Consider the following 24,782-nt stretch of genomic DNA (forward strand, 5'->3'; position numbering starts at 1 on the left):
ATGATAAATCCGCACGTTACAGGCTTATAAATTCTAGTAAATGTTTATAAAATTTTTTGAGCGGGCAGGAAGAGAATGAGTGAAAACGTATCCGGCAAAGAAAGCCGTGGATTATCGCCTGCGGCGCTGCTGGTGGCCGGTGCTTTCTTTATGGAGTTTCTGGATGGGACGGTGATCGCCACCGCGTTGCCGGATATGGCAAAAAGCTTCGGCGACCAGGCGGTGGATCTGAATATCGGCATCAGCGCCTATCTGATCACCCTGGCCGTACTGATCCCCGCCAGCGGCTGGATCGCCGACCGCTTCGGCGCGCGAAAAGTGTTTGCCCTCGCGCTGGCGATCTTCACGCTGGCCTCGGTATTTTGCGGCCTGTCCACCACGCTCGATCAGTTCGTTGCGATGCGCGTCCTCCAGGGCATGGGTGGCGCGCTGATGGTGCCCGTAGGTCGCCTGGCCGTGCTACGCACCACGCCAAAACATCAGCTCATCACGGCAATCGCCACCCTGACGTGGCCTGCGCTGGTCGCGCCGATCATCGGCCCGCCGCTGGGTGGGTTCATTACCAGCTATGCCGACTGGCGCTGGATCTTCTTTATTAACGTGCCGCTGGGGATAATCGCCATTTTGCTGGCACTGCGCATCATTCCAGACCTGCATGAAGATACGCGCCGACCGTTTGATTTACCGGGTTTTGTTGTCACCACCCTTGCCATGGTGAGCCTGGTTTATGCGATGGAGTTGATGGGCGGAGAGCCACTGCGGACAGGATTAACCGCCACGCTGTTTATCGTCGGTGTCGTCGCCTTAAGCCTGGCGCTGCGTCACTTTAAGCGGGCAACCTGGCCGATGATCAGGCTCGATGCGATGCAGGTGCCAACGTTTCGCGTCACCCTGTACGGCGGATCGCTGTTTCGCGCCTCCATCAGCGCGGTTCCGTTCCTGCTACCGCTGATGTTCCAGGTCGGTTTTGGCATGAACTCGTTCCATTCGGGCCTGCTGGTGCTGGCGGTTTTCGTTGGCAATCTCACCATTAAACCGGCGACGACGCCGCTGATCCGCAGCCTGGGGTTTAAGCGGCTGTTGCTGATTAACGGTGCAATGAATGTCCTGGCGTTGCTGGCCTGCGCGTTTCTTACGCCGCAGACGCCCGCGTGGCTCATCATGCTGATCCTTTATCTGGGCGGCGTTTTCCGTTCGATTCAGTTTACGGCCATCAGTACGCTGGCCTTTGCGGATGTGCCATCGGCGCAGATGAGCTATGCCAATACCCTGTTTTCAACCGCAACGCAGCTTGCCGTGGGGCTTGGGATCACGCTCGGGGCGATTGGTATTCGTATCGGGGAAAAAGTCAGTGAGGCGATGGGGATTGCCGGTATGCCGGGAATGAGCTTCCGGCTGGCATTTGTGGCGATCGCACTAATCTGCCTGGTGGGAATGGTTGACACGCTGCGTCTGACCAAAGATGCAGGCAGCGCGGTCTCATCGAAAAAGTAACGCTATCTGCCGGGCAGGCAACGCACCGCCCGGCAAAGTAAATCAGCCAACAATACCGCGCACGAAGGCTTCAATCTCTTTGTCCTGGCAGTTCTCGAAGAAGCACTGCTGGAAGCGCTGGCCTGATACGGCGGTTTTAACCAGCTCAGGATCGATTGCTCGCAGGGTATCCAGATAGTTTTCTTTCACCACCGCCGCTTTCACCTGGTTCAGGATCCCGGCGTTACGCACCTGCGGCTCTTTACGCTCTGGTGGATAGCCTTCGCCATTGCGTCCGGTAAACGCTTTCTCAAAGATAAAGCGTACGTTCAGTTCTGCCCCCCAGCCGAAGCCCTTCGCAAACGGCAGAGAAAGCGCGTTACCGTTGTTGATTTGCGCAAACAGGAAAGCATCCGCAGGATCGATGCAGTAACCGCAAATCACACCCGGATGGATGTTCAGGGACATCAGCGCGCCCTGCCCGGTACCGCAGCCGGTAACAACAAAATCAACGGCTTTAGCGTTAAGCAGAATGCTCGCCATGATGCCCAGGTGAATATAGGTGAGATGATGATCGTTCTCATCACTCATACCGACGTTATAGACCGGAAAACCTTTCTCATCAGCAACGGCTTTCAGCTCATTAAGGATGATGGGATTCTTAGCGGCCTGGCTGTTTTCCATCATCAGTGCAATTTTCATCTTGTCTCTCCTGAATGCATGGCGGGCGATCCCGCTGTGGATACCTTTTCAACTTAACCTTACTATCAAACAAACGCACTTTCAAATTAAGTGAAAACTTGTTTTAAAAAACAAAGATGCGCTCACAATTTCGCGCGGTGGCCCGGCTCGTTGCACAGTGAGAGGGCAGATCCTCCGGCTATTCCAGCCATTGCGTACCATCGCGTTGGTTACAATGGCGTATTTCCCGTCACGCAGAGTGAACCATGAAACGTGTAATCATAGCCGGAACGATCCTGTTGCTCGCCGGGTGCAGTATCAACCGTCAGGCAGAAGTCAGCAGTACGGATGCCCCAAACGGAATTGTGCGCCTCGACTATGGCCAGGCCATGTTGCAAAACGCCTGGTCTGATGAGTATGTTAATAACGGTACGGCAACCAAAGCCTGTCAACATATGGGCTACGCCACTGCGTCAGCCTACGGGCAGCCAATTAAAACCTGCACCCTGATCAGCGGTTCACTCTGTCTGAACGAAAGTGTGACCATTCAGTATAAATGTCAGGGATATGCTGTTACCTCTTCCAGCCAGAATCCGTGGTATTAACCGCTACTGCCAGTCACGCTGGCAGTTTATTTAATAAGAACTAAAACAATTCTCATTAATAAATATAAATGGCGGCAATGCGTTTTATTCCCATTCGTATTTTTAATAAAGAAATATTTATTTTACTTTTTGCAAATAATTAAATAACAAATTATAGTGTCGCTCATCGTGAACCAGAATTAATAAACCGGAGCTGCACCATGTTAAAAACTGAAATGATCGACAAGCTCAATGCGCAAATGAATCTTGAGCTTTTTTCTTCCCTGCTTTATCAGCAGATGAGCGCCTGGTGCAGCTATCACAGCTTTGAAGGGGCGGCCGCCTTCCTGCGTCGTCATGCCCAGGAAGAGATGACGCACATGCAGCGTCTGTTTGATTACCTGACGGACACCGGCAGCCTGCCGCGCATTGATAACGTGGCATCGCCTTTTGCCGAATACGGCTCTCTTGATGAACTGTTCCGCGCCACCTATGAGCATGAACAGCTGATCACCCAGAAAATTAATGAACTGGCTCATGCCGCCATGACCAGCCAGGATTATCCAACCTTTAATTTCCTTCAGTGGTATGTGGCTGAACAGCACGAAGAAGAGAAGCTGTTTAAATCCGTGCTGGATAAATTATCTCTGGCAGGTAAATCCGGGGAAGGTCTGTACTTCATTGATAAAGAGCTGTCGACGCTCGATACCCAGAATTAACAGAAAAGCGGTGCTGAGTTTTCAGCACCGCATTATTTAATGGCGGCAGATTTTACTTTCGTGAGTGGAAAATCCGTCTGCTGCTGGAATGAATTTTCCGCGCGCCGCCAGAAACGCCACCAGCTCCGCGGCCGTCATCTCCGAAGCTGAACAGGTATGGAAACGCGCCGCTTCGCCAAAGCGGGCATGTATCGCCTCAACCAGACTCTCCTCCGTATAGCGCTCACCTGACTCAATCATCATATTCAGCACGTCGTGTCCGTGAATTGACATGGTTACCTCTCGCAAATAAAAAGCAGACTAAACGTTCCCTCTACGGCACGCTTTGCGCTGGCTCAGGTTACCCTTTTCTTTTTGTAAATTAATTATTACACCCTATGTAACGGTGATTTGACGAGATGGTGCTTTTCCCTTACTCTGCGCCGCAGAATGAGTCGCGGTATGGAAGCGTTGTAGAGGAAAGCGTGAAGAACAGAACTCTGGGAAGTATTTTTATCGTCGCCGGAACGACAATTGGCGCAGGAATGTTGGCCATGCCGTTGGCTGCCGCCGGCGTCGGGTTTGGGGTTACCGTAGTGCTGCTGGGCGGTCTGTGGGCCCTGATGTGTTACACCGCGCTATTATTGCTGGAGGTTTATCAGCATGTCCCTGCCGATACTGGCTTAGGCTCCCTGGCTGCACGCTATCTTGGACGCTACGGGCAGTGGATCACCGGTTTCAGCATGATGTTCCTGATGTACGCCCTGACTGCCGCTTACATCAGCGGCGCCGGGGAGCTGATTGCGTCAAGTATCAATGACGGCTTCGGTGCGTCACTTTCACCGGAAACAGGCGCCATTGTCTTTACGCTGATCGGTGGCGGCGTGGTTTGTGCGGGCACATCGCTGGTCGATCTGTTTAACCGTTTTTTGTTCAGCGCCAAAATTCTTTTCCTGGTTGTGATGCTGGTGCTGCTGGCACCGCATGTTCACAAGATTAACCTGCTCTCCCTCCCGCTGGAGAAAGGTCTGGCGCTTTCGGCCATCCCGGTTATTTTCACCTCCTTCGGTTTTCACGGCAGCGTGCCGAGCATCGTGAGCTATATGAACGGTGATATTCGCAAGCTGCGCCGCGTCTTTGTTATCGGCAGCGCCATTCCGTTGATTGCTTACCTGTTCTGGCAGCTGGTGACGCTGGGCAGTATTGATTCCAATACCTTTATCGGACTGATGGCAGAGCATTCTGGTCTGAATGGATTCCTGGTTGCCCTGCGTAACGTGGTGGCCTCTTCACACGTGGAGCTGGCGGTACATCTGTTTGCAGACCTGGCGCTGGCAACGTCCTTCCTCGGCGTAGCGCTTGGCCTGTTTGACTATATGGCGGATCTGTTCCAGCGTCGCAATACCGTTGCCGGTCGCTTACAGACGGGGGCGATGACCTTCCTGCCTCCGCTGGCCTTCGCGCTCTTTTACCCGCGCGGGTTTGTGATGGCGCTGGGGTATGCTGGCGTGGCGTTATCGGTACTGGCCCTGCTGCTGCCTTCCCTGCTGGCGTGGAAGAGCCGCCAGCAACATCCGCAGCAGGGGTATCGCGTAGCGGGCGGTACGCCAATGCTTTGCGCGGTGTTTGGTTGTGGGGTGGTGATTATTCTGGTGCAGATTTTGATTGCAGCGGGGATGCTGCCGGAAGTGGGATAACTTATTTATACAGGTCCTGAGGTACTGTTCCGTTCACCTTAAGATCAACAGAATATAATTTTTTCACAGCATGTGAACGGGATAAGGGGGCCGCCGCGGCCCCCTTATCAATCCCCGCGGCCCCGCGGAAAATCGGTGCTTCGCACTGCGCTCACCTCCCGACCATCTGCCTGCGGTCGGCTCAACTCGACATCCTGTCTCGATTCGCCTCTGGCCGCCATCCATGGCGTCCAGCCCTTGTCATCTGGTCTCCGGTTCGCCGATTTTAGCGGGGACTCAACACCCGTGCCCCATTCAGGCCACAGTAATTAATGATTTAATGCAGGCAGCAGCTTTTAAACTTCTTCCCACTCCCGCACGGGCACGGATCGTTACGCCCCACCTTCGACCCGTTCACGATCGGCTTTTTCGCTTCCGGCTGCTGCGGGTTAGCCACCCAGTAGTTATACAAACGCAGCGCCGCAGGCTGAATGCTTTCGATGCTGGCCATGTACTCCTCTTCGGTCAGCGCATCCAGCTTCTCGCTGTTCTCTTCCGTCCCGTGCAGGGCAATCACCGCCAGGTCCGCTTCCAGCGCTTCCGGCAGGGATGACCAGTCCGTCAGCGCCACGCCGCGCATGTAGCCATAGCACCACTCTTCCACCACGGTATAGCTCTGACCGTCAACGTCGTTATAGCCAAACAGCGGTTCAAACTGATCCGGGTATTCGCTCAAACGCTCGGCAATATCGTTCATGTGCTTAAAGCAGAGATCGATAAAACGGTTCATCTCACGATCGTTTTTCCAGCGCGGAATATATTTCTCACCACCCCAGACCGCCACCAGCCAGGTGTCGGGCTCCACCACAACGGGACCGGAAAGTACTGCGGTAAGCATGCCGTCCAGTTCGGACACGTCAATCACGGATGCATCGTCGTGACCGTAAGAGATTAATGTCTCTTCCAGCCACGCCATCTCGCTTTCATTTAATGGGCCTTCAGCCATTGCTGATACTCCTGATAAAAAAAACGATCCTGACATAGATCGCCGCGCGTGCCTATCTGAAGTTTAGGTCTTTATTGCTGCAAAAACGTGCAAATCGTGACCGTTGCACAACTTATGGGCTTTGTTGTTAAGGAGATGTGATCTCCGCTGTAAATTCATCTCATCCCGCAAAGACGCATAAAACGGCGCTCTATACTCAACGTGTTGTGACCCGGTCAAGGGATTAACCATTCTGGCAACCTTTTTGCTTAATGTTCTGCGCGCTTCGCGGTGCGTGGGATCCTCGCCGTATTAAGCATGAGATTGCTTCTAAAGTGCATTTTGTTCTCGCTCTTCTTTTTGGATTTACGATGCCATCAGGCGTTCGGGTTTATACCTGGTGCAAAAACCTCTTTGCTAAGGAACATAATAATGTCGCTGAAATTTACCAAAACTCCCCTCTCCCTGGTGCTGGCCGGTTGTCTGGTGACGGCCTTTTCCGCGCAGGCCGATATCGTCATCGGCGTGGCCGGGCCGTTCACAGGCCCGAACGCAACCTACGGCGATCAATACTGGCATGGCGCTACGCAGGCGGCAGAAGACATTAACGCCGCCGGCGGGATCAACGGTGAGAAAATCAAACTGGTTCAGGGCGACGACGCCTGCGAGCCCAAACAGGCCGTCGCCGTTGCCAACCGCTTAGTCGATCAGGATAAGGTGAAAGCGGTCGTCGGCCACTTCTGCTCCTCGTCGACCATGCCCGCCTCCGAGGTCTACAGCGATGCCGGGATCCTCTCCATCACCCCCGGCTCAACGAACCCGCTTATTACCGAACGTGGCATGAGCGATATATTTCGCATGTGCGGACGTGACGACCAGCAGGGCCAGGTCGCCAGCGATTTCATTCTTGATAAGCTGAAAGCCAAACGGGTGGTCATCATCCACGATAAAGACACCTACGGCCAGGGGCTGGCGGACGCCACTAAGGCGGCGCTGGCGAAACGCGGCGTGAAGGAGGTGATGTACGAAGGGTTATCCCGCGGGGAGAAAGACTTTAACGCGCTGGTGACCAAAATCGGCGCACAAAAACCGGACGTGGTGTTCTTCGGGGGCTGTCACCCGGAAGCGGGCCCGCTGGTTCGCCAGATGCGTGAACAGGGCGTGCAGGCGAAGTTCTTCTCGGGAGACTGTATCGTCAATGAAGAGATGGTCACCGCCGCCGGTGGGGCGCAATACACCAACGGTATTTACATGACCTTCGGTAAAGATCCGCGCCTGATCCCGGACGGAAAAGCCGTCATCGAGAAATTCCGCACCGGTAAATTTGAACCTGAAGGATACACCCTCTACGCCTACGCGTCTGTGCAGGCTATCGCGGCGGCATTCAAGGCCACGAAAGGGACGGATTCCGCAAAAGCCAGCGAGTGGCTGAAGGCCAACCCTGTCGACACGGTGATGGGTAAAAAAGCCTGGGACAGCAAAGGTGACCTCAAAGTCTCTGACTACGTGGTCTATCAGTGGGATGACAAAGGCAAATATAAAGAAGTGCCATAACGGGACGGAATCTGCTCAGCGCCGGCAGGTCTGACTGTCGGCGTAACCCTTTATTCAGGTGCGCGACCATGAGTACATTCTTCCTGCAACAATTAATTAATGGCTTAACGCTGGGTTCGGTCTACGGTCTTATCGCCATCGGCTACACCATGGTGTACGGCATCATCGGTATGATCAATTTCGCCCACGGCGAAGTGTATATGATCTCCGCCTATCTCTCGGCCATTGGCCTGGCCCTGCTGGCGTTTTTTGGACTCCACTCCTTTCCGCTGCTGATCCTGGGGACGCTGGTTTTCACCATCGTGGTCACCGGCGTTTATGGCTGGACGATTGAGCGCATCGCCTATAAGCCGCTACGCAACTCGACGCGTCTGGCGCCGCTGATTTCGGCCATCGGGATGTCGTTGATACTGCAAAACTACGTCCAGCTCAGCCAGGGCCCGCGCCAGCAGGGCGTGCCCACCATGCTTGATGGCGTGCTGCGTTTTCACCTCGGCGAAGGGTTTGTCCAGATAACCTATACCAAAGTCTTTATTCTCATCGCCTCGTTCGCGGGCATGCTGGTGCTGACCTGGATTATCAACCGTACCCGCTTAGGACGCATGTGCCGTGCGGTACAGCAGGATCGTAAGATGGCCTCCATCCTGGGTATCAACACCGACAGAATTATTTCGCTGGTGTTTGTTATCGGCGCAGCCATGGCCGGGCTGGCGGGCGTGCTAATCACCATGAATTACGGCACCTTTGATTTTTACGTCGGGTTTGTTATCGGCATCAAGGCCTTTACGGCGGCGGTGCTGGGCGGCATCGGCTCTCTGCCCGGTGCGATGCTTGGCGGGCTGATTCTGGGCGTCGCAGAAGCGCAATTCTCCGGGATGGTGAACTCGGATTATAAAGACGTGTTCTCGTTTGGATTGCTGGTCTTAATTCTGATCTTTCGTCCTCAGGGGCTGCTGGGCCGCCCCGTCGTGGCTAAAGTGTAAGGAACAACGCGATGACCTCTGACGGTTTTTCCCTGAAGCGCTGCATTCTGGACTCGATTTTTTCCGGAATGATCGCCCTGATTATTTTCGGCCCGATTGCGGGCGTGATACTGGATGGTTACAGCTTTACCTTTGACGGCCAGCGGCTGGCGTGGATTGTAGGCACGGTGATGGTGGGACGCTTTTTACTGAGCGCCTTTTCAGCTACGGCGGCCGGAAGACGTTTACAGGCACGGTTTGAATCCGACAATGCGGGGGTGTATGTCCGGCCGCCGGCGTATAAAAGCCGCATGCGCTGGATCATTCCGCTGATTGTCACGCTGGCGATCTGCTTCCCGTTTGTGGCCACTAAATACGTTCTGACGGTTGCCATTCTCGGACTGATCTACGTCCTGCTCGGTCTTGGGCTGAACATTGTTGTTGGCCTGGCAGGGCTGCTGGATCTGGGTTATGTCGCCTTCTATGCCATCGGCGCTTACGGGCTGGCGCTCGGGTATCAGTATCTGGGGCTTGGGTTCTGGAGCATGCTGCCGCTGGCGGCGCTAATGGCCGCGGGCGCGGGCGCCCTGCTCGGCTTTCCGGTGCTGCGCATGCACGGGGATTATCTCGCCATCGTCACGCTCGGGTTTGGCGAGATCATCCGCCTGGTGCTGAACAACTGGCTCACCTTCACCGGCGGGCCTAACGGCGTTTCAGCCCCTGCCCCGACCTTTTTTGGCCTGGAGTTTGGCCGACGCGCCAAAGAAGGCGGCGTCCCCTTCCACGAGTTCTTCGGCCTGACCTATAACCCCAACTTGAAGTTTATCTTCATCTATGCGGTGCTGTTCCTGGTAGTCATGCTGGTGCTGTACATTAAACACCGGCTGACCCGAATGCCCATTGGACGGGCGTGGGAAGCGCTCCGTGAGGATGAGATTGCCTGCCGTTCAATGGGGCTAAATCACGTTCTGGTCAAACTCTCGGCCTTCACCCTGGGCGCATCGACGGCAGGTATCGCCGGGGTGTTTTTTGCCACCTACCAGGGGTTTGTTAACCCGACCTCTTTCACCTTTTTTGAATCGGCCCTGATCCTCGCCATTGTGGTCCTGGGCGGGATGGGCTCCACCGTCGGCGTCGTACTGGCCGCCTTTGTGCTGACCGTCACGCCGGAACTGCTGCGCAGCTTTGCGGAATATCGCGTGCTGCTGTTTGGCATGCTGATGGTGGTGATGATGATCTGGCGTCCTCGCGGTCTGATCCGCATCAACCGCAGCGGATTTGCCGTGCGTAAAGGAGTGGCGCCATGAACGCAACGATTTTACGTGTAGAACATCTGATGATGCACTTCGGCGGGATCAAGGCCTTAAACGACGTCAATCTTGAGGTGCAGCGCGGCTCCATTACCGCACTCATTGGGCCTAACGGCGCGGGAAAAACGACCGTCTTTAACTGCCTGACCGGTTTCTACCGGGCCTCCGGCGGCAACATTCTGTTCAATGCACGAAATAAAACCACCAATGTCATTCAGGTGCTCGGCCAGAAATTCCAGCCGGGCGACTGGCTCAACCCGGCGCAGCTTGGTCAACGCCTGTTCTATAAGATGTTTGGCGGCACGCATCTGGTGAACCGCGCGGGTCTTGCGCGCACGTTTCAGAACATCCGCCTGTTCCGCGAGATGTCCGTTGTGGAAAACCTGCTGGTGGCACAGCACATGCGCGTCAACCGCAATCTGCTGGCGGGGGTGCTGAACACCCCTGCGTATCGTCGCTCAGAGAACGATGCGCTGGACCGGGCGTTTTACTGGCTGGAGGTGGTGGATCTGGTGGATTGCGCGAACCGTCTGGCCGGGGAAATGTCCTATGGCCAGCAACGACGCCTCGAAATCGCCCGCGCCATGTGTACCGGCCCGGAGATGATTTGTCTCGATGAACCTGCTGCCGGCCTGAACCCGGTGGAAACGCACAAGCTGAGTGAGATCATCCGGTTCCTGCGCGACCACCATGACATCACGGTTTTGCTGATCGAGCATGATATGGGGATGGTGATGGGCATTTCAGATGACATCATTGTGCTCGATCATGGCGATGTGATTGCCAGAGGTAAACCGGCTGAAATCCAGCACAATGAAAAAGTGATTGCCGCGTATCTGGGCACCGACGAAAGCGAGGTAAATCTGTGAGCGAACCGATGCTTCAGTTTCAGGATGTGGATGTTTTCTACGGGGTGATCCAGGCGTTGAAGCAGGTTTCGCTTGAGGTTAACAAAGGGGAAACCGTGGCCCTGATTGGCGCTAACGGCGCGGGGAAGTCAACATTACTGATGTCTGTCTTTGGTCAGCCCCGGATCCGCAACGGGCAGATCCTCTTCTGCGGCGAGGATATCAGCCACAAATCCACCCACTATGTTGCCACCGGTGGCATCGCGCAGGCACCTGAGGGACGACGCATTTTCCCGGATATGTCTGTAGAAGAGAACCTGCTGATGGGGACAATCCCCGTCGGCAATCAGCATGCAGCGGAAGATATGCAAAGCATGTTCGACCTCTTCCCCCGCCTCAAGGAGCGACGTAACCAGCGGGCGATGACGCTCTCCGGCGGTGAACAGCAGATGCTGGCTATCGCCCGCGCGCTGATGAGCCGTCCTAAACTTCTGCTGCTGGATGAACCCAGCCTCGGCCTCGCGCCAATCGTGGTTAAACAGATTTTCCAGACGCTGCGCGAACTGGCCCGTAACGGAATGACGATTTTTCTGGTCGAGCAGAATGCGCACCACGCGCTGAAGTTGTCCGACCGCGGCTATGTGATGGTTAACGGGCAGATTCGGTTAAGCGGCAGCGGCGAGGCGTTGCTGAAGGATCCGGAGGTGAGGAAGGCGTATCTGGGTGGAGTGTGAAATGAAAAGGCTATAGTGAGAAAAACTCACAGTGATTGCCATTATTAATCGTTTTTCAAAAACGCACGCCTTCCAATATTATCCTCTCGACCTACCCTGACGGTGGGCCAATTAAAACATTCAGGCGCAAACTGAATAGTCATAATGAGAGGAACCGGGGCAAACATGACACTTGATGCTTTATTTCAGTTAATGAAAATTATATCGCCATCTGAAATTCCATCAGATGGCGATTTAGCGAATTTTATGACCCTGCTTATCTCCACCAAAAATCATTCTGACGCCCTGTTACCGTTTTCGCAGCGCGCGTATATGCTTTCAGTTGCCTATCGCGATCCCCAAAAAGCAGCTGCGTTGCTTTCATCCTGTCAGCCCGAAGCAGGCAACCCTCTCCCGCTGCTCAACTTCTCTGGCTGGCCGGACGTGCGTTACGCCACTTCTGGTGAATTACAGACGCCCGAGTCTAAGGACTATTTTCACAAGATTTCGTCTGCCGCCACGCTATTACGTGCGGCAATTATTGACGCTGAGCAACAGAAAAACACGCCAGCATTTTATATTCTGGATAAGGTGCTCAACCTGAACAGCGCTTTGCCAGAACGTTATAAAAAGATGGCAAATATATCTTATTCATAACGGTATTAATAAATCCGGCTGTCATCGTATGCCAGATAATCGATATCCAGCGCGGGAACGACCGGGGTAAGGTTTTGCAGCCAGGCCAGAAGATGCTGAATGCTCTCTCTTTTGAGTGAATTTTTTGGCCAGACGAGGTAGTAGCCATCCCCCGTCGCGATAGCTTCCCTGAAAGGCAGGCCCAGCAGGCCACTTTTCAGGGCATCAAGCGTGAGATGCAGGTCGGCGATAGCGATGCCGTGCCCGTTCATCGCGGCAATACTTCCCTGTTCAAGGGTATCGAACACCATACCGCTGCTCATATCGAGCCCCGGGAACAATCCTGTTCTTCGCAGCCAGCGCCGCCAGTCACGTCTGTCCGGTGAAGGATGGATCAGATCGCATTGCGGAAGCCGCTGCCGGGCCGGTTCGATAAGTGATGGAGTACAAACCGGGATAAGCCATTCATGAAATAGCAGTTGGCTTTCCGTTGTGTCACCAAAACGCCCATTGCCGAGAAGAATGGCGCAATCGTAGGGCTCAAGATTGAAATCAACGGTGTCAATGTCCATCCAGACGCTGGCAATCTCAACCTGTGGTTTTGCATGGTTGTTGCGAAAAGATCGCAGCACGTCGAGAAGCCATCTCATGGTCAGGGTACTGGGCGCTTTTAACCGCAGCAGGTGGTTTTCACTGCGAAATACCCGGCAGGCCCATTCAATGCTCGTGAAGCTTTCGTTCAGCTGCCCGGCAAGCACTCGCCCGGCTTCAGTGACCTCCACGCGAGGACCTTGCCTTTTGAAAAGCTCGCAGTCGAACCACAGTTCAAGGGTACGAACATGTCTGCTGACCGCGCCCGGCGTAATATTGAGCGTTTCAGCGGCTTTACTGAAGGAGTTCAACCGCGCAGCAACTTCAAACGCACGCAGTGCATACAATGGCGGTAAAGACATAGCGTCCCTTAAATGAAAATTTCATTATGCTAAAACTTGTTCCGGGGCAACGCCAGCAAGTAAATTATGGAGAAACACAATGATCCCCAATATACCGAGTCATATCGATAGGGGTCAAAATCGATATGCAAAAAGCTGCGGACAAACTCGTAGCCATTAGCAAAGATGTTTATCTGAACGGCTGCAACAGCGATTACAAACACCATATATGCGATAAATAGCGGGTATTTACGCAGCCTGTTAACTTTTAGTTTACCGAGATAAAGCAGGAAAAAAATTGCCACAGATACAACAAAATACACGATAGCAGGCCAAACAGGTGGATGAAGCGAAAATTCTAATTCTTGTGACATAATCAATTCTCTTTAGCTATCTGGTACATCTGCCAACCCGTAATACTTCCACTGGTCAAATCCAGCGCCATTGCGGTTTTAGACGCTTCTTGCCAACCTCTGATATAATCGGATTGGATATTGTGGAATAAACTCCAGGACTTTTCTCTGGGGCCCAAAACTTTTCTGCCCGCACCATATGCTGATAAAGAGAGATCAACGACGCCATAGACTAAGTCTGCCTGGTTATTACCATAACCTAACTTCGTAGCAGCAAATCTATATGCATCTCTCAGGGTTCCTGATTGTTCTTCACGGAAAAGGAGATAATAGCCATTTTCGTACATATTATTTAAACCATGAGCGATCATAGGGGCGCCGTACGCAGCACATGCCAGACCCAGCGAACCAACACATAAACTAGCGCCCCCATAAACTTGTGCGCCACCGGCGACGAAGCCAATCTGTTTGAGCGCGATGGTTGTCGTTGTCGTCCGATTTTTTTCGACAACTATGTATATCTTCGCTCGGTTAAAAGTAAGCAGCTCATCCTGTTCATGGAGGTGCCGTATCTGTTCATCAAGGATATGTGTCCCCCCAGAATAGGTAAGACAATGGGATTCAATCTCTCTTTTCAAATTCCCCACAAGCTGTTGGATTTCAAAAAACAGATTTGAAGTGCCATAAAGTATATGCTTTGCGGCGATTTGCTCTGTGAGCAGCTCAATTTCACGGATTTTATGCTCAAAATGACTTTTATCACGATTATGATTATACATTCCACCTCCATGTTACAAATGATGATCATCAATACTACATGCGTTTAGACGACATTCAATAGTCGTTTACATATATGCGTTTGCAGCAGCTAAGAGGTGAAATTTCTTATACAAAGTGCACACGGCCACATAGTGCATTATCGCCACATGCTTTTATACCCGGCGCTTACAGTCAGATGATTGGGCAGTAAGTGACAATGCTGTACGGCGGCACTGCCTCAGTTCGTCCACCTGTTGTACCAGTTTCCGTTCGCTTTGCCCGAGGCATTCCCGTTTTCATACCCTCTGCGTACCTCCCTACACAGCTTTCTGAGAAGCTTTTATGCGCTGGTCGGTTCACTACCGTTCCGCTTATTTTTCACTTAAAAACCAGTTCACATCCTGGACGTTTGAGAGCTTGTCGCCGGAGAGCCATGTTAAAGTTGTCCCTGTGCCGGGCTGGAAAATAAGATTTGTTGTCAGGAAGGGGGGATTGCAGGCACAAAAAAACCACCTTTCGGTGGTTTCACGACACTGCTTATTGCTTTGATTATTCTGCTTTTTCCCATGGTAGCCGGAGTGGGACTTGAACCCACACAGCGCGAACGCCGAGGGATTTTAAATCCCTTGTGTCTACCGATTCCACCATCCGGCCAGGGAAGAAAGTGGAGGCGCGTTCCGGAGTCGAACCGGACTAGACGGATTTGCAATCCGCTACATAACCGCTTTGCTAACGCGCCTTAAATCTGTTGTCTTTCGACCTGCACCCGCAAGCTGCCGATGCATTAATCTGGAGCGGGAAACGAGACTCGAACTCGCGACCCCGACCTTGGCAAGGTCGTGCTCTACCAACTGAGCTATTCCCGCATGTCATCAAGTAACTATTTAACTACTTCCTAACCACTTGATTTCATTGTCGTCCGGCTAACTGTGCCGCCGTTCGATGCGTTGCATTCTACTGATATGACGTTTTGAGTCAACGTTATTTTTTGCATCTCAGGATCGTTTGCTGAAAATTAAGCCGAAACGATCACTGTTCAAGCAAATCACCGCGCGCAGCGTTCAAATATTGCAGCATTGACCACAGCGTCAGCACCGCCGCAACCCACAGCAGACCAATGCCGGCCCACTCTACCCAGGCATTCGGACGCCACAGCATCCATACCAGCGCCGCCATCTGTGCGGTGGTTTTAACTTTACCGATCCAGGACACCGCCACGCTGCTGCGTTTACCCAGCTCCGCCATCCACTCGCGCAGGGCAGAGATAATAATCTCACGGCCAATCATGGTCGCGGCAGGCAGCGTTACCCACCAGGTATGATAATGTTCCGCCACCAGCACCATCGCGATTGCCACCATCACCTTATCCGCAACCGGATCGAGGAACGCGCCAAAGCGGGTACTCTGGTTCCAGCGACGCGCCAGATAACCATCAAACCAGTCCGTAACGGCAGCGATCAGGAAAATCAGCGCACAGGCAAAAGGCGCCCAGACGACCGGCAGGTAAAATGCCAGGACGAAGAACGGAATGAGCACAACGCGAAAAAGAGTGAGCAACGTAGGGATATTAAATCGCATGATGACGGTAACTGTCTGTTGTCAGTAAAATTTAGCTCTATGTTGCTACAGAGCCCTCAATGTTTCAACGAGTAGTAGATCTTTTCTGCCAGCCCTTGCGAAATACCCGGCACTTTTGCAATTTCTTCCATACTGGCGTTGAGTAATCCTTGCAATCCGCCCATATACTTCAACAGCATCTGGCGACGTTTTGGCCCGACGCCTTCAATCGTCTCAAGGGTACTGGTATTTTTCACTTTCGCCCGTTTTTTACGGTGCCCACTGATGGCATGATCGTGCGACTCATCGCGGATATGCTGGATCACATGCAGCGCAGGGGAATCCGGCGGCAGGCTAAAGCCCTCGCCTTCCGGCTCAAAGAACAGCGTTTCCAGGCCAGCCTTACGATCTGCCCCTTTCGCTACCCCTAGCAGCAGCGGATGGTTCTTATCCCACTCCACGTCGAGCGATTCAAATACCGCCTTCGCCTGCCCCAACTGCCCTTTCCCGCCGTCGATAAGGATAACGTCCGGGATTTTGCTCTCTTCAATCGCTTTACCATAGCGACGGCGCAGCACCTGATTCATGGCGGCATAATCGTCACCGGGCGTAATGCCGGTGATGTTATAGCGACGATACTCTGCCCGCAGCGGACCGTTGGCATCAAAGACCACACACGACGCCACGGTCTGCTCACCCATCGTATGGCTGATGTCGAAGCATTCCATGCGTTTCACTTCCGGCAGCTTGAGCAGCGTAGCAAGCGCGGTTAAACGCTGGCTGACAGTCGACTGCTGGGAAAGTTTAGTGGTCAGCGCCGTGGCGGCATTGGTTCGCGCCAGCTTCAGATAGCGCGCGCGATCGCCGCGCGGTTTCGTCTGAACATTCACCCGGCGGCCTGCCAGCTCTGAAAGCGACTCCGCCAGCAGGGTTTTATCATCGAGCGTGAAGTCGAGCAGGATCTCCGAGGGCAGCGTACGCATCTGGCTGCCCTGCAAATAAAACTGGCCGACGAAGGTCTCCACCACTTCACCCAGCTCAGTGCCGCCCGGCACTTTCGGGAAGTAGCTGCGGCTGCCGAGCACTTTGCCCTGACGAATAAAAAGCACATGAACGCAGGCCAGACCGGCGTCAAAGGCTACGCCGATAACATCGAGGTCGTCGCCGGTATTGGAAACAAACTGCTTCTCGGTCACCCTGCGCACCGCCTGAATCTGGTCGCGGATGCGTGCGGCCTCCTCAAATTCCAGCGCCGCGCTGGCTTTTTCCATACGGGCAATCAGTTGCGTCAGCACCTGATCGTCTTTCCCGGCTAAAAACAGGCGGACATATTCCACCTGCTGCGCGTACTCTTCTTCGCTCACCAGCCCTTCAACGCACGGCCCCAGGCAGCGGCCAATCTGATATTGCAGGCATGGCCGGGAGCGGTTGCGATAAACGCTATTTTCGCACTGGCGAACAGGAAAGATTTTTTGCAAAAGCGCCAGCGTTTCCCGCACGGCATAACCGTTCGGGAACGGGCCGAAATATTCACCTTTCGCATGCTTAGCGCCACGATGCATCGCCAGCCGCGGGTGCGTGTCGCCGCTCAGAAAGATAAACGGATAGGACTTGTCATCGCGCAGCAGAACGTTGTAGCGCGGCTGATACAACTTAATGTAGTTGTGCTCAAGGAGCAGCGCTTCCGTTTCCGTATGCGTTACGGTGACATCAATGTTGTGAATAAGTGCGACCAGCGCTTCGGTTTTACGGGAGGCAAGGTTGCTGCGGAAATAGCTGGAAAGGCGTTTCTTCAGATCTTTCGCCTTACCGACATAGATAACCGTACCGCCAGCATCGTACATACGATAGACGCCTGGCTGGCTGGTGACGGTTTTCAGAAATGCTTTTGAATCGAACGCTTCACTCACTGACTTATTAACGACTCCGCATTGCACAAACCATGGCGAATGGCCAGGTGAGTCAGTTCGACATCACCGTGAATGTTCAATTTACTGAACATTCGATAGCGATAGCTGTTGACCGTTTTCGGGCTGAGATTCAGCTGCTCTGAGATCTCATTCACCTTCTGACCTTTAGTGATCATCAGCATAATCTGCAATTCGCGCTCAGACAAACTGGCAAACGGAGATTCCGTTTTTTCCGGTTCAATCTGACTCAGGGCCATCTGTTGAGCAATATCAGAAGCGATGTAGCGCTGCCCGGCGTAGACGGTGCGGATCGCATTGACGACCTCCTGCGGCGCGGCGCCTTTACTGAGATACCCGGCAGCCCCCGCCTGCATAACCCTGGCAGGCAGCGGATTTTCGGTATGGACGGTCAGCATGATAACTTTGGTATCAACGAACATGCGCGCGATTTTGCGCGTGGCTTCAAGCCCGCCAATACCGGGCATGTTCATATCCATCAGCACCACGTCTGCGGAGTTAGCGCGACACCATTTGACGGCATCTTCGCCACAGCACGCCTCGCCGGCAACTTTAATACCCTTTATATCTTCAAGAATGCGTCGTATCCCTGCGCGCACCAGTTCGTGGTCATCAACAAGAAGGACGTTGATCAAAGGAAATGTCTCCAGAATAGGGATAACGCTACTGACTGCTAATTGGGTTTATATTAACGGTTTTCCATGCAAGATTAAAACGCTAAAAAATCGGCTATTCGATTCTGGTCTCGTTTTTGGAAATTAAGCTGTACAGAAAGTGGAAAGAAAACCCTTGCCCGCCGGGCTTTTACCGCTATTTTTTAGCATCGACATTCGAAAAGTTACTAAAACAGTTGTTAACTCAAACGAAAAAGAGCGCGCGATTTTTTGTAACAACAATTAACGAATGGCGAACCGGGGATAAACATTTAATTGTCGCTAACATATTGGACAGGGTACCTTCATAATCCACGCCGCCCAATAATCACTGCGCGATAAGTATAAAAAACAACCACTGCATTTTTTGCCGTAGCTTGTGGTATACTCCGCCGCCTTAACTTTCATCGTCGCGCTCATGCGCTGTTTTATAATGAGGAAAATAAATGAGCACACCTGAATTTGCCACTGCCGAGAATAACCAGGAACTGGCACAGGAAGTAAACTGCCTGAAGTCGCTGCTGACGCTTATGCTACAGGCGATGGGCCAGGCTGATGCTGGTCGTGTGATCATTAAAATGGAAAAACAGATCGCGCAGATGGAAGACCAGGCGGAATCCGCTGTTTTTGCCAATACGGTTAAGCAAATTAAACAAGCCTACCGCCAGTAACAAAAACGGCTGGATGCAAAGCATTCAGCCGTTTTCTCGTCTGACACGCAGAACGTGATATCAGTCAGATAAGCCCCGTCGCCGCGGCATAACACGCTATCTGGATCTTATTCGGTGCGTTGAATTTCTTCTGCATATTCTTTTGATGGAAATTGACGGTATTTTCCGAGATGGAGAGAATGATGGCGATTTCTGCCGACGTCTTCCCTTCTGCGGTCCACTTCAGAATTTCCCGCTCACGCTTGCTGAATTTCATTTCAGGCGGCATCACCGTCTCATGTTCAAAGCGCAACAGTGTAGTGAGCGCCATCTGGACGAGCATTTGTAAACGCAGCTCAACTTCTTCACTGGATATCGAGTGTGCCTGTAAGCTGGTACATGACACGGAGAGGAAACCGAGCGCATGATTTGGCATCATCAGACACTGCGTTATTCCCTTGCGTAAACCGTGGTCCCGCGCGCCGTCCCATAATTGCTGGGCATCCGTGAATAATTCATCCGTCCAGGGCAAATGTCCCTGAATGAAATTCTCCGGCTTCAGCACCGGGTCAATGGCGAAATAATTCTCGGACTGATATTGCGCCATCCATTGTTGCGGATAACTGGAATGGACGGAGGTTCGCGGGCGGGTAAATGGCACAGGGTGTCGAACACAAAGCGCATAATAATCGAATTCAAGCGCCTGCGTTTGTCGCTGAAGTTCCTGATATACCTCTTCGGCACAGGTCATTTCCTGAAACCGGAGGAAGCATTCCCGTCGCCAGGTGAAAAAGTCTATATCCCTCATACTTACTGAATGAAGCCTCTGATAAAGATAATCATTATTATGGTGAATATAACCTAACACATAAAGCATGATTATTTATATAAAATATCGGCCACAGGCAGATTATCTTTAATTTGGCGATGGCTTATCCACATCAGGCGGAATAAAAAAGCAACAGAACGGAGTTTAAGGGAGGATAATTTGCTCCAGAAGCGGCATCTGGAGCAAATTGAACGCTAAAATGCTACTGCATTAAGAATTTTTCAAGGAACTGACGGGTTCGGGGCTGCTGCGGATTGGCAAACAGCGCTTTAGCCGGCCCCTGCTCAACTATTCTCCCCTGATCCATGAAAATAGCCCGATCGGCAACGTCGCGAGCGAAGCTCATTTCATGCGTCACAATCACCATCGTGCGTTTCTCCTGCGCCAGCTGTCGGATCGTGTTCAGTACTTCCCCGACCAGCTCAGGATCGAGCGCGGATGTGGGTTCGTCAAACAGGATCACATCCGGGCGCATCGCCAGCGCGCGCGCAATGGCGACACGCTGCTGCTGCCCGCCAGATAAGCGACGCGGATAGCTCGTCTCCTTCCCTGCCAGCCCAACCTTCGCCAGCAGCTCGCGGGCGCGGACCGTCGCGTCTTCCTTAGGTTCCCCCTTGACGATGACCGGCCCTTCAATAATGTTTTCCAGCACCGTGCGGTGCGGAAAGAGATTAAAGCTCTGGAACACGAAGCCGACATGCTGGCGCAGGCGGCGAATCAGCCCTTTTTGCTGGCTGATGGGTTTCCCGGTATCAATGGTGATATCACCCACGCGGATCGTCCCGCCTTCGGGCTGCTCCAGTAAATTGATGCTGCGCAGCAGCGTGGTTTTGCCTGACCCGCTCGGGCCGATAATTGCTACCACTTCGCCCTGCTCAACCTCAAGATCAATGCCATGCAGCACCGTTTGTCCATGGAATTTTTTCACCAGGTTTTTGACGTCAATTGCACTCATTTTGGATCACGCTCCTGGCGGTTAAGCTGGTTTTCAAAATAGTTTTGCAGAGCGGACAGTACCGTCGCCATCACCCAGTAAATCAGCGAGGCCGCCAGATACATGGTAAACACTTCCAGCGTGCGCGAGGTGATCAGCTGCGCCTGACGGAACAGCTCCGGCACCTGAATGGTCGCCGCAAGCGAGGTGTCTTTCACCAGGCTGATAAAGCTGTTGCTCAGCGGCGGCAGCGCCACGCGCGCCGCCTGGGGCAGGATCGCCCGGCGCAGCGTCTGCCACGGGGTCATCCCGATACTGGCCGCCGCTTCCCACTGTCCTTTATCGATGGAGGAGATCGCCGCACGCAGCGTTTCAGAGGTGTACGCCGCGGTATTCAGCGACAGGCCAATCATCGCCGCCGGGATCGGATCCAGCTCAATACCAAACTGTGGCAGCCCGTAGTAAATCATAAACAGCTGGGCGATAAGCGGCGTTCCGCGGAACACGGAGATGTAAAACCGCGCCAGCCACCGCACCGGCCAGATGTTCGACATGCGCATCAGTGCCAGCACAAACCCGAGCACCAGCCCGAAGAACATCCCGCCGATACTGAGCTGTAAAGTAAACACCGCGCCCTTAAGCAAGAACGGCAGCGAATCAATAACCAGTTGAATACTTTCTTGCATTATTATTTTTCTACCTGATTTTTAGACATGAGGATGATAGGCAAACAGCGCAGGCGCCCCGCCAGTATGAACAAACAAAATGGGTCCTTCATCCTTAAAGCGCTTGCGGGCGATGCCGTCGATCAGGCCCGCCATTGCCTTGCCGGTATAGACCGGGTCGAGCAGAATACCTTCGAGACGGGCCAGCAGCTTAACGGCCTCCATCCCTTCATCATTGGGGGTGCCATAGCCCGGCGCGAAATAGTCATCCCACAGCAATATCTCCGCCTTCGCCTGAAGCGCAAGCTGTTCAGCCACCGCCTGTTGCAGGGTGACGACTTTCGGCTTCTGTTCCGCAACGCTTCTGGAAACCGTCACGCCAATCAGCTCGACCTCCGGCATCAGTTGCTCAAGCCCGACCGCTAAACCAGCATGGGTCCCCGCACTGCCGGACGCCACCACCACCGAGGATAAACTCACCGCGCCTTCGCACTGCTGAGCGATTTCCAGCGCGCTCTCAACATAGCCGAGGGCACCCAGCGCATTCGAGCCGCCAACCGGGATCACGTACGGACGAAAACCCTGCGCTTCCAGACGCGTCGCCAGCTCGTCGAGCTGTGCAGCCGGGTCGGTCAACGCGTCGACCATTTCAACCTGCACGTTGAACAGATCCAGCAGCAAACGGTTACCGTTAGTCAGGTAATTCTCTGCCTGCGTCCCGATCGGGTTCTCCAGCAGGGCTACGCAGTGGAGTCCCAGCTTCGCCGCCACTGCCGCCGTCTGGCGAACGTGGTTAGACTGAATTGCCCCGGCGGTGATCAGCGTGTCCGCGCCTTCGCGCAGGGCATCGGCGGCGAGAAATTCCAGCTTGCGCAGCTTATTTCCGCCCATCGCCATGGGCGTCACATCGTCACGCTTAATGAATATATCGCGCCCCAGATAGTCAGAAAATCGCGGCAGATACTCCAGCGGCGTGGGTGCGCCGATAAATTCCAGACGGGGAAAGCGCGTTAAATTCTGTAGTGACATGGTTCCTCCGGTCACGCAAACAATTGTTATTTCATTATGCACGCAGACGCGCGAGAAATAAAAAAGGCGCTTTTAAAAGCGCCTTTTTTTGTCAGTCAGAGACTTATTTCGTCACGTCTGCGCCGAACCACTTCTCAGAAAGCGCCTTCAGGCTGCCGTCTTTCTGCATCTCAGCAATGGCGCCGTCGATGGCTTTCAGCAGATCCTCGTTACCTTTACGCACCGCCACGCCGGACTCCTGACGGGAGAACGCATCACCCGCGACAGCCAGGGTATTGTTGGTTTTCTTCACCAGATCCAGCGCTGCCAGGCGGTCAACCAGAATGGCGTCAATACGGCCTACGCGTAGATCCTGGTATTTCGTCGGGTCATCATCGTAGGTACGGATGTCCACGCCCTGCACGTTCTGGCGCAGCCACTCTTCGTAGTTGGTGCCCAGACCGACGCCGACTTTCTTACCTTTCAGATCCGCTGCGGATTTGATACTGCCTTCGTTACCTTTCTTCACCAGCGCCTGAATACCGGACACGGTGTACGGCGTGGAGAAGTCATACTTCTTCTTACGCTCGTCAGAAATGGTTACCTGGTTAATCACCACGTCAATACGTTTGGAATCCAGTGACGCCAGCATCCCGTCCCATTTGGTGGGTTTCAGTGAGGCTTTAACGCCGAGGTGTTTTGCCAGCTCCTGCGCAAACTCCACTTCAAAACCGGTCAGTTTACCGTCGTCGCCCTGGAAGCTGAACGGAGGATAGGTTCCTTCCAGCCCAACCAGCAGCGTGCCGCGCTCTTTAACTTTGTTGAGCAGATTCTCTGCCGCGAACGTTTTCACGCTCATCCCCGCGACCAGCGCAACGGCCATCATCCCCATCAGCGCCTGACGACCCAGAAGTGCTAATTTCATAAGTACCCCGATACAGTGGAATTTTTGAGTAGTGTAGAGAAATCGCCTGCAACGTCAAAGGCGGCTGCGCTACATCTTATTCTTTTTTAATATATATCAGAAGTTGTTCCGGCGCGGACTTTCTGCTTTATGACGCCCGGCATCTGGACTTTATATTGCGCGTACTTTCGCAGCGCGATGCGGTAATTATTGGTACTGGTGGCGGGCAACCAGGGTTCCAGATTTTCATCCAGGTATCCGGTCGTCAGCAGATCGCGGGAGATATTTTGCATGGTCAAATGCTGACCCAGGCGGCGCAGGCGAACCACGTATTCACGCACGGTGCCGTGACTCATCTCCGTTTGTTCAAACAGGAATTGCTTGAAGCCGATAATATCGAAGAAGTCGCTTTGCTCTTTGCAATGGAGATCGCCACAGAAACGGCAAAGCGCTACCCACTCTTTTTGCTCTTCAAGCCAGGCGGCTTCATCCATCAGCGTGTCGAGGCGGGAAATCGCAATCTTATTCACGATTTCACCGCGACGAACCAGCGTGATGCGGTCGAGTAATTTTTTACAGTGGGCGCAATGCGTCTGGCTGTGTTTAAAGTCTTTCAGGTAGCGGCTTAAAGGCCGTCTTTTAGATTGCTGCACCGTCATGATAACTCCTGGTTGTCAATACGTTGTGCGGCATTTCCAAGGCGAATAACTCACCTATAACTTACCCAGTTTTGTGCGCAGGCGTTTAATGGCCTGGCTGTGCAGCTGGCTCACCCGTGACTCGCCCACCTCCAGCACGGCGCCAATCTCTTTGAGATTGAGCTCTTCCTGGTAATAGAGGGTTAACACCAGTTGCTCACGTTCCGGTAAAGCTTCAATCGCTTCCATCACGCGCTGGCGTAAATTCCCTTCCAGTAAATGGTGTAACGGGTTCTCTTGCTGGTGTTCATCGGTCACCAGCTCGATGCTATCGCCATGCTCTTCGCGCCACTCATCATAAGAGAAGAGTTGGCTGTTATTGGTATCGAGCAACATCTGGCGATACTCTTCAACAGGAATGCCCAGACGCTCCGCTACTTCGGTTTCCGTTGCGTTGCGCCCCAGCTCCTGTTCCAGCTGCCCCATCGCATGCGCCACTTCGCGCGCGTTGCGGCGAACGCTGCGCGGCACCCAGTCGCGGCTGCGCAGCTCGTCCAGCATCGCACCACGAATACGCTGCACTGCGTAAGTCGTAAATGCCGTTCCTTGCAGAGCGTCGTACCGGTCAACTGCATTCAATAACCCGATACCGCCCGCCTGTAGCAGATCGTCCAGTTCCACGCTCGCCGGCAAACGCACCTGGAGGCGCAATGCTTCGTGACGCACCAGCGGAACATAACGCTGCCACAGCGAGTGTTTATCCATTACACCTTCAGCGGTATAGAGTGAATTCACGATAAACAGCCCTGCGTTAGTTGAGTTATCGGCATGATTATCCGATTCTGGAGGGGT

General features: G+C 53.4%; 27 protein-coding genes, 3 tRNA genes and 1 pseudogene. 12 read left to right on the forward strand and 19 right to left on the reverse strand.

Annotated elements, in window-relative coordinates:
* The first annotated feature begins 75 nt into the window (after positions 1–75).
* On the forward strand, positions 76–1,494 hold the full coding sequence (locus FZF21_RS13165; protein ID WP_047738767.1) for an MFS transporter: 1,419 nt from the start codon (positions 76–78) through the stop codon (positions 1,492–1,494).
* Between the two features lie 42 nt (positions 1,495–1,536).
* Here the strand turns inward: FZF21_RS13165 and FZF21_RS13170 are convergent, their stop codons facing one another.
* Complete coding sequence (locus tag FZF21_RS13170; protein WP_003859680.1) at positions 1,537–2,175, reverse strand: RpiB/LacA/LacB family sugar-phosphate isomerase; 639 nt, start codon at positions 2,173–2,175, stop codon at positions 1,537–1,539.
* Between the two features lie 245 nt (positions 2,176–2,420).
* On the opposite strand from FZF21_RS13170, the gene yecR reads away from it, so the two are divergent.
* Positions 2,421–2,759: a YecR family lipoprotein gene (gene yecR, locus FZF21_RS13175; RefSeq protein ID WP_015570249.1), complete on the forward strand. Its 339-nt coding sequence runs from the start codon at positions 2,421–2,423 to the stop codon at positions 2,757–2,759.
* Positions 2,760–2,959: 200 nt separating this feature from the next.
* Entirely contained in the window at positions 2,960–3,457 is a 498-nt protein-coding gene (gene ftnA, locus FZF21_RS13180) for a non-heme ferritin (RefSeq protein ID WP_003859676.1), read from the forward strand.
* 36 nt (positions 3,458–3,493) lie between these two features.
* On the opposite strand, the gene FZF21_RS13185 is transcribed toward ftnA, so the two are convergent.
* Positions 3,494–3,730 carry a YecH family metal-binding protein gene (locus tag FZF21_RS13185; RefSeq protein ID WP_003859673.1) on the reverse strand — a complete coding sequence of 79 codons (237 nt, stop codon included), beginning with the start codon at positions 3,728–3,730 and terminating at the stop codon, positions 3,494–3,496.
* 191 nt (positions 3,731–3,921) lie between these two features.
* Here FZF21_RS13185 and tyrP point away from each other — a divergent pair, with 191 nt between their 5' ends.
* Positions 3,922–5,133 (forward strand): tyrosine transporter TyrP, encoded by a 1,212-nt coding sequence (tyrP, locus tag FZF21_RS13190; RefSeq protein ID WP_047738877.1) that lies wholly within the window; start codon positions 3,922–3,924, stop codon positions 5,131–5,133.
* Between the two features lie 316 nt (positions 5,134–5,449).
* Here tyrP and FZF21_RS13195 read toward each other — a convergent pair whose 3' ends face one another.
* Complete coding sequence (locus tag FZF21_RS13195; RefSeq protein ID WP_003859671.1) at positions 5,450–6,118, reverse strand: YecA family protein; 669 nt, start codon at positions 6,116–6,118, stop codon at positions 5,450–5,452.
* 411 nt (positions 6,119–6,529) lie between these two features.
* On the opposite strand from FZF21_RS13195, the gene FZF21_RS13200 reads away from it, so the two are divergent.
* From FZF21_RS13200 to FZF21_RS13225, 6 genes are all read left to right on the forward strand, one after another.
* Positions 6,530–7,651, forward strand: coding sequence for a branched-chain amino acid ABC transporter substrate-binding protein (locus FZF21_RS13200; protein WP_003859669.1), 1,122 nt, complete (start codon positions 6,530–6,532; stop codon positions 7,649–7,651).
* 68 nt (positions 7,652–7,719) lie between these two features.
* Entirely contained in the window at positions 7,720–8,634 is a 915-nt protein-coding gene (locus FZF21_RS13205) for a branched-chain amino acid ABC transporter permease (protein ID WP_003859667.1), read from the forward strand.
* A gap of 11 nt (positions 8,635–8,645) precedes the next feature.
* On the forward strand, positions 8,646–9,920 hold the full coding sequence (livM, locus tag FZF21_RS13210; protein ID WP_015570245.1) for a high-affinity branched-chain amino acid ABC transporter permease LivM: 1,275 nt from the start codon (positions 8,646–8,648) through the stop codon (positions 9,918–9,920).
* A complete protein-coding gene (locus tag FZF21_RS13215) occupies positions 9,917–10,792 on the forward strand; it encodes an ATP-binding cassette domain-containing protein (RefSeq protein WP_015570244.1) in 876 nt (291 codons plus the stop codon). Before livM ends, FZF21_RS13215 begins: the two co-directional genes overlap by 4 nt.
* Entirely contained in the window at positions 10,789–11,505 is a 717-nt protein-coding gene (locus FZF21_RS13220) for an ABC transporter ATP-binding protein (protein ID WP_017384431.1), read from the forward strand. Before FZF21_RS13215 ends, FZF21_RS13220 begins: the two co-directional genes overlap by 4 nt.
* A 165-nt stretch (positions 11,506–11,670) precedes the next feature.
* A complete protein-coding gene (locus FZF21_RS13225; RefSeq protein ID WP_045348696.1) occupies positions 11,671–12,141 on the forward strand; it encodes a hypothetical protein in 471 nt (156 codons plus the stop codon).
* A 5-nt stretch (positions 12,142–12,146) separates the two neighbouring features.
* Here FZF21_RS13225 and FZF21_RS13230 read toward each other — a convergent pair whose 3' ends face one another.
* From FZF21_RS13230 to uvrY, 9 genes are all read right to left on the reverse strand, one after another.
* On the reverse strand, positions 12,147–13,073 hold the full coding sequence (locus tag FZF21_RS13230) for a LysR substrate-binding domain-containing protein (protein ID WP_045348698.1): 927 nt from the start codon (positions 13,071–13,073) through the stop codon (positions 12,147–12,149).
* 29 nt (positions 13,074–13,102) lie between these two features.
* Complete coding sequence (locus tag FZF21_RS13235; protein ID WP_017384434.1) at positions 13,103–13,426, reverse strand: hypothetical protein; 324 nt, start codon at positions 13,424–13,426, stop codon at positions 13,103–13,105.
* Between the two features lie 2 nt (positions 13,427–13,428).
* Positions 13,429–14,184 carry a DUF4225 domain-containing protein gene (locus FZF21_RS13240; RefSeq protein ID WP_017384435.1) on the reverse strand — a complete coding sequence of 252 codons (756 nt, stop codon included), beginning with the start codon at positions 14,182–14,184 and terminating at the stop codon, positions 13,429–13,431.
* Positions 14,185–14,731: 547 nt separating this feature from the next.
* A tRNA-Leu gene (locus FZF21_RS13245) sits at positions 14,732–14,818 on the reverse strand.
* Between the two features lie 11 nt (positions 14,819–14,829).
* Positions 14,830–14,903, reverse strand: a tRNA-Cys gene (locus FZF21_RS13250).
* Between the two features lie 51 nt (positions 14,904–14,954).
* Positions 14,955–15,030, reverse strand: a tRNA-Gly gene (locus FZF21_RS13255).
* Between the two features lie 163 nt (positions 15,031–15,193).
* Positions 15,194–15,742, reverse strand: coding sequence for a CDP-diacylglycerol--glycerol-3-phosphate 3-phosphatidyltransferase (gene pgsA, locus FZF21_RS13260; protein ID WP_003859652.1), 549 nt, complete (start codon positions 15,740–15,742; stop codon positions 15,194–15,196).
* 56 nt (positions 15,743–15,798) lie between these two features.
* The gene (gene uvrC / locus FZF21_RS13265) at positions 15,799–17,631 is read right to left on the reverse strand and encodes an excinuclease ABC subunit UvrC (RefSeq protein ID WP_017384477.1); all 1,833 of its coding nucleotides are present in this window, start codon (positions 17,629–17,631) and stop codon (positions 15,799–15,801) included.
* Entirely contained in the window at positions 17,628–18,284 is a 657-nt protein-coding gene (uvrY, locus tag FZF21_RS13270) for a UvrY/SirA/GacA family response regulator transcription factor (RefSeq protein WP_003859647.1), read from the reverse strand. The genes uvrC and uvrY overlap by 4 nt, the downstream gene beginning before the upstream one ends.
* Before the next feature lie 366 nt (positions 18,285–18,650).
* Between uvrY and FZF21_RS22320 the strand changes: the two are divergent.
* Both FZF21_RS22320 and FZF21_RS13275 read left to right on the forward strand, forming a co-directional pair.
* Positions 18,651–18,752: pseudogene (locus tag FZF21_RS22320) on the forward strand (hypothetical protein); the annotation flags it as partial.
* The gene (locus FZF21_RS13275; protein WP_003859644.1) at positions 18,749–18,973 is read left to right on the forward strand and encodes a DUF2594 family protein; all 225 of its coding nucleotides are present in this window, start codon (positions 18,749–18,751) and stop codon (positions 18,971–18,973) included. The pseudogene FZF21_RS22320 and the gene FZF21_RS13275, both read left to right, overlap by 4 nt.
* A 64-nt stretch (positions 18,974–19,037) precedes the next feature.
* Here the strand turns inward: FZF21_RS13275 and sdiA are convergent, their stop codons facing one another.
* From sdiA to FZF21_RS13310, 7 genes are all read right to left on the reverse strand, one after another.
* On the reverse strand, positions 19,038–19,760 hold the full coding sequence (sdiA, locus tag FZF21_RS13280; protein WP_017384479.1) for a transcriptional regulator SdiA: 723 nt from the start codon (positions 19,758–19,760) through the stop codon (positions 19,038–19,040).
* 223 nt (positions 19,761–19,983) lie between these two features.
* Positions 19,984–20,736 (reverse strand): L-cystine ABC transporter ATP-binding protein TcyN, encoded by a 753-nt coding sequence (gene tcyN, locus FZF21_RS13285; RefSeq protein ID WP_003859634.1) that lies wholly within the window; start codon positions 20,734–20,736, stop codon positions 19,984–19,986.
* A complete protein-coding gene (gene tcyL, locus FZF21_RS13290) occupies positions 20,733–21,401 on the reverse strand; it encodes a cystine ABC transporter permease (RefSeq protein WP_003859632.1) in 669 nt (222 codons plus the stop codon). The genes tcyN and tcyL overlap by 4 nt, the downstream gene beginning before the upstream one ends.
* A 21-nt stretch (positions 21,402–21,422) precedes the next feature.
* Positions 21,423–22,409, reverse strand: a complete 987-nt coding sequence (gene dcyD / locus FZF21_RS13295; protein WP_017384480.1) for a D-cysteine desulfhydrase — start codon at positions 22,407–22,409, stop codon at positions 21,423–21,425.
* 103 nt (positions 22,410–22,512) lie between these two features.
* Positions 22,513–23,313, reverse strand: a complete 801-nt coding sequence (gene tcyJ / locus FZF21_RS13300; RefSeq protein ID WP_003859627.1) for a cystine ABC transporter substrate-binding protein — start codon at positions 23,311–23,313, stop codon at positions 22,513–22,515.
* A gap of 86 nt (positions 23,314–23,399) precedes the next feature.
* The gene (gene fliZ / locus FZF21_RS13305) at positions 23,400–23,951 is read right to left on the reverse strand and encodes a flagella biosynthesis regulatory protein FliZ (RefSeq protein ID WP_015570235.1); all 552 of its coding nucleotides are present in this window, start codon (positions 23,949–23,951) and stop codon (positions 23,400–23,402) included.
* A 54-nt stretch (positions 23,952–24,005) separates the two neighbouring features.
* Positions 24,006–24,725 (reverse strand): RNA polymerase sigma factor FliA, encoded by a 720-nt coding sequence (locus FZF21_RS13310; RefSeq protein WP_003859623.1) that lies wholly within the window; start codon positions 24,723–24,725, stop codon positions 24,006–24,008.
* Positions 24,726–24,782 lie beyond the last annotated feature (57 nt).

The sequence above is a fragment of the Enterobacter sp. LU1 genome, from assembly GCF_008271405.2.
Taxonomy (GTDB): domain Bacteria; phylum Pseudomonadota; class Gammaproteobacteria; order Enterobacterales; family Enterobacteriaceae; genus Enterobacter; species Enterobacter hormaechei_C.

Coding starts and splice junctions, on each gene's coding strand:
- FZF21_RS13275 (WP_003859644.1), top strand. CDS start 18,749: ATGAGCACACCTGAATTTGCCACTGCCGAGAATAACCAGGAACTGGCA.
- FZF21_RS13230 (WP_045348698.1), bottom strand. CDS start 13,073: ATGTCTTTACCGCCATTGTATGCACTGCGTGCGTTTGAAGTTGCTGCG.
- FZF21_RS13215 (WP_015570244.1), top strand. CDS start 9,917: ATGAACGCAACGATTTTACGTGTAGAACATCTGATGATGCACTTCGGC.
- yecR (WP_015570249.1), top strand. CDS start 2,421: ATGAAACGTGTAATCATAGCCGGAACGATCCTGTTGCTCGCCGGGTGC.
- FZF21_RS13195 (WP_003859671.1), bottom strand. CDS start 6,118: ATGGCTGAAGGCCCATTAAATGAAAGCGAGATGGCGTGGCTGGAAGAG.
- tcyN (WP_003859634.1), bottom strand. CDS start 20,736: ATGAGTGCAATTGACGTCAAAAACCTGGTGAAAAAATTCCATGGACAA.
- FZF21_RS13185 (WP_003859673.1), bottom strand. CDS start 3,730: ATGTCAATTCACGGACACGACGTGCTGAATATGATGATTGAGTCAGGT.
- fliZ (WP_015570235.1), bottom strand. CDS start 23,951: ATGACGGTGCAGCAATCTAAAAGACGGCCTTTAAGCCGCTACCTGAAA.
- FZF21_RS13240 (WP_017384435.1), bottom strand. CDS start 14,184: ATGTATAATCATAATCGTGATAAAAGTCATTTTGAGCATAAAATCCGT.
- livM (WP_015570245.1), top strand. CDS start 8,646: ATGACCTCTGACGGTTTTTCCCTGAAGCGCTGCATTCTGGACTCGATT.
- tcyL (WP_003859632.1), bottom strand. CDS start 21,401: ATGCAAGAAAGTATTCAACTGGTTATTGATTCGCTGCCGTTCTTGCTT.
- pgsA (WP_003859652.1), bottom strand. CDS start 15,742: ATGCGATTTAATATCCCTACGTTGCTCACTCTTTTTCGCGTTGTGCTC.
- dcyD (WP_017384480.1), bottom strand. CDS start 22,409: ATGTCACTACAGAATTTAACGCGCTTTCCCCGTCTGGAATTTATCGGC.
- FZF21_RS13200 (WP_003859669.1), top strand. CDS start 6,530: ATGTCGCTGAAATTTACCAAAACTCCCCTCTCCCTGGTGCTGGCCGGT.
- FZF21_RS13225 (WP_045348696.1), top strand. CDS start 11,671: ATGACACTTGATGCTTTATTTCAGTTAATGAAAATTATATCGCCATCT.
- FZF21_RS13205 (WP_003859667.1), top strand. CDS start 7,720: ATGAGTACATTCTTCCTGCAACAATTAATTAATGGCTTAACGCTGGGT.
- ftnA (WP_003859676.1), top strand. CDS start 2,960: ATGTTAAAAACTGAAATGATCGACAAGCTCAATGCGCAAATGAATCTT.
- FZF21_RS13165 (WP_047738767.1), top strand. CDS start 76: ATGAGTGAAAACGTATCCGGCAAAGAAAGCCGTGGATTATCGCCTGCG.
- FZF21_RS13170 (WP_003859680.1), bottom strand. CDS start 2,175: ATGAAAATTGCACTGATGATGGAAAACAGCCAGGCCGCTAAGAATCCC.
- tcyJ (WP_003859627.1), bottom strand. CDS start 23,313: ATGAAATTAGCACTTCTGGGTCGTCAGGCGCTGATGGGGATGATGGCC.
- FZF21_RS13235 (WP_017384434.1), bottom strand. CDS start 13,426: ATGTCACAAGAATTAGAATTTTCGCTTCATCCACCTGTTTGGCCTGCT.
- sdiA (WP_017384479.1), bottom strand. CDS start 19,760: ATGAGGGATATAGACTTTTTCACCTGGCGACGGGAATGCTTCCTCCGG.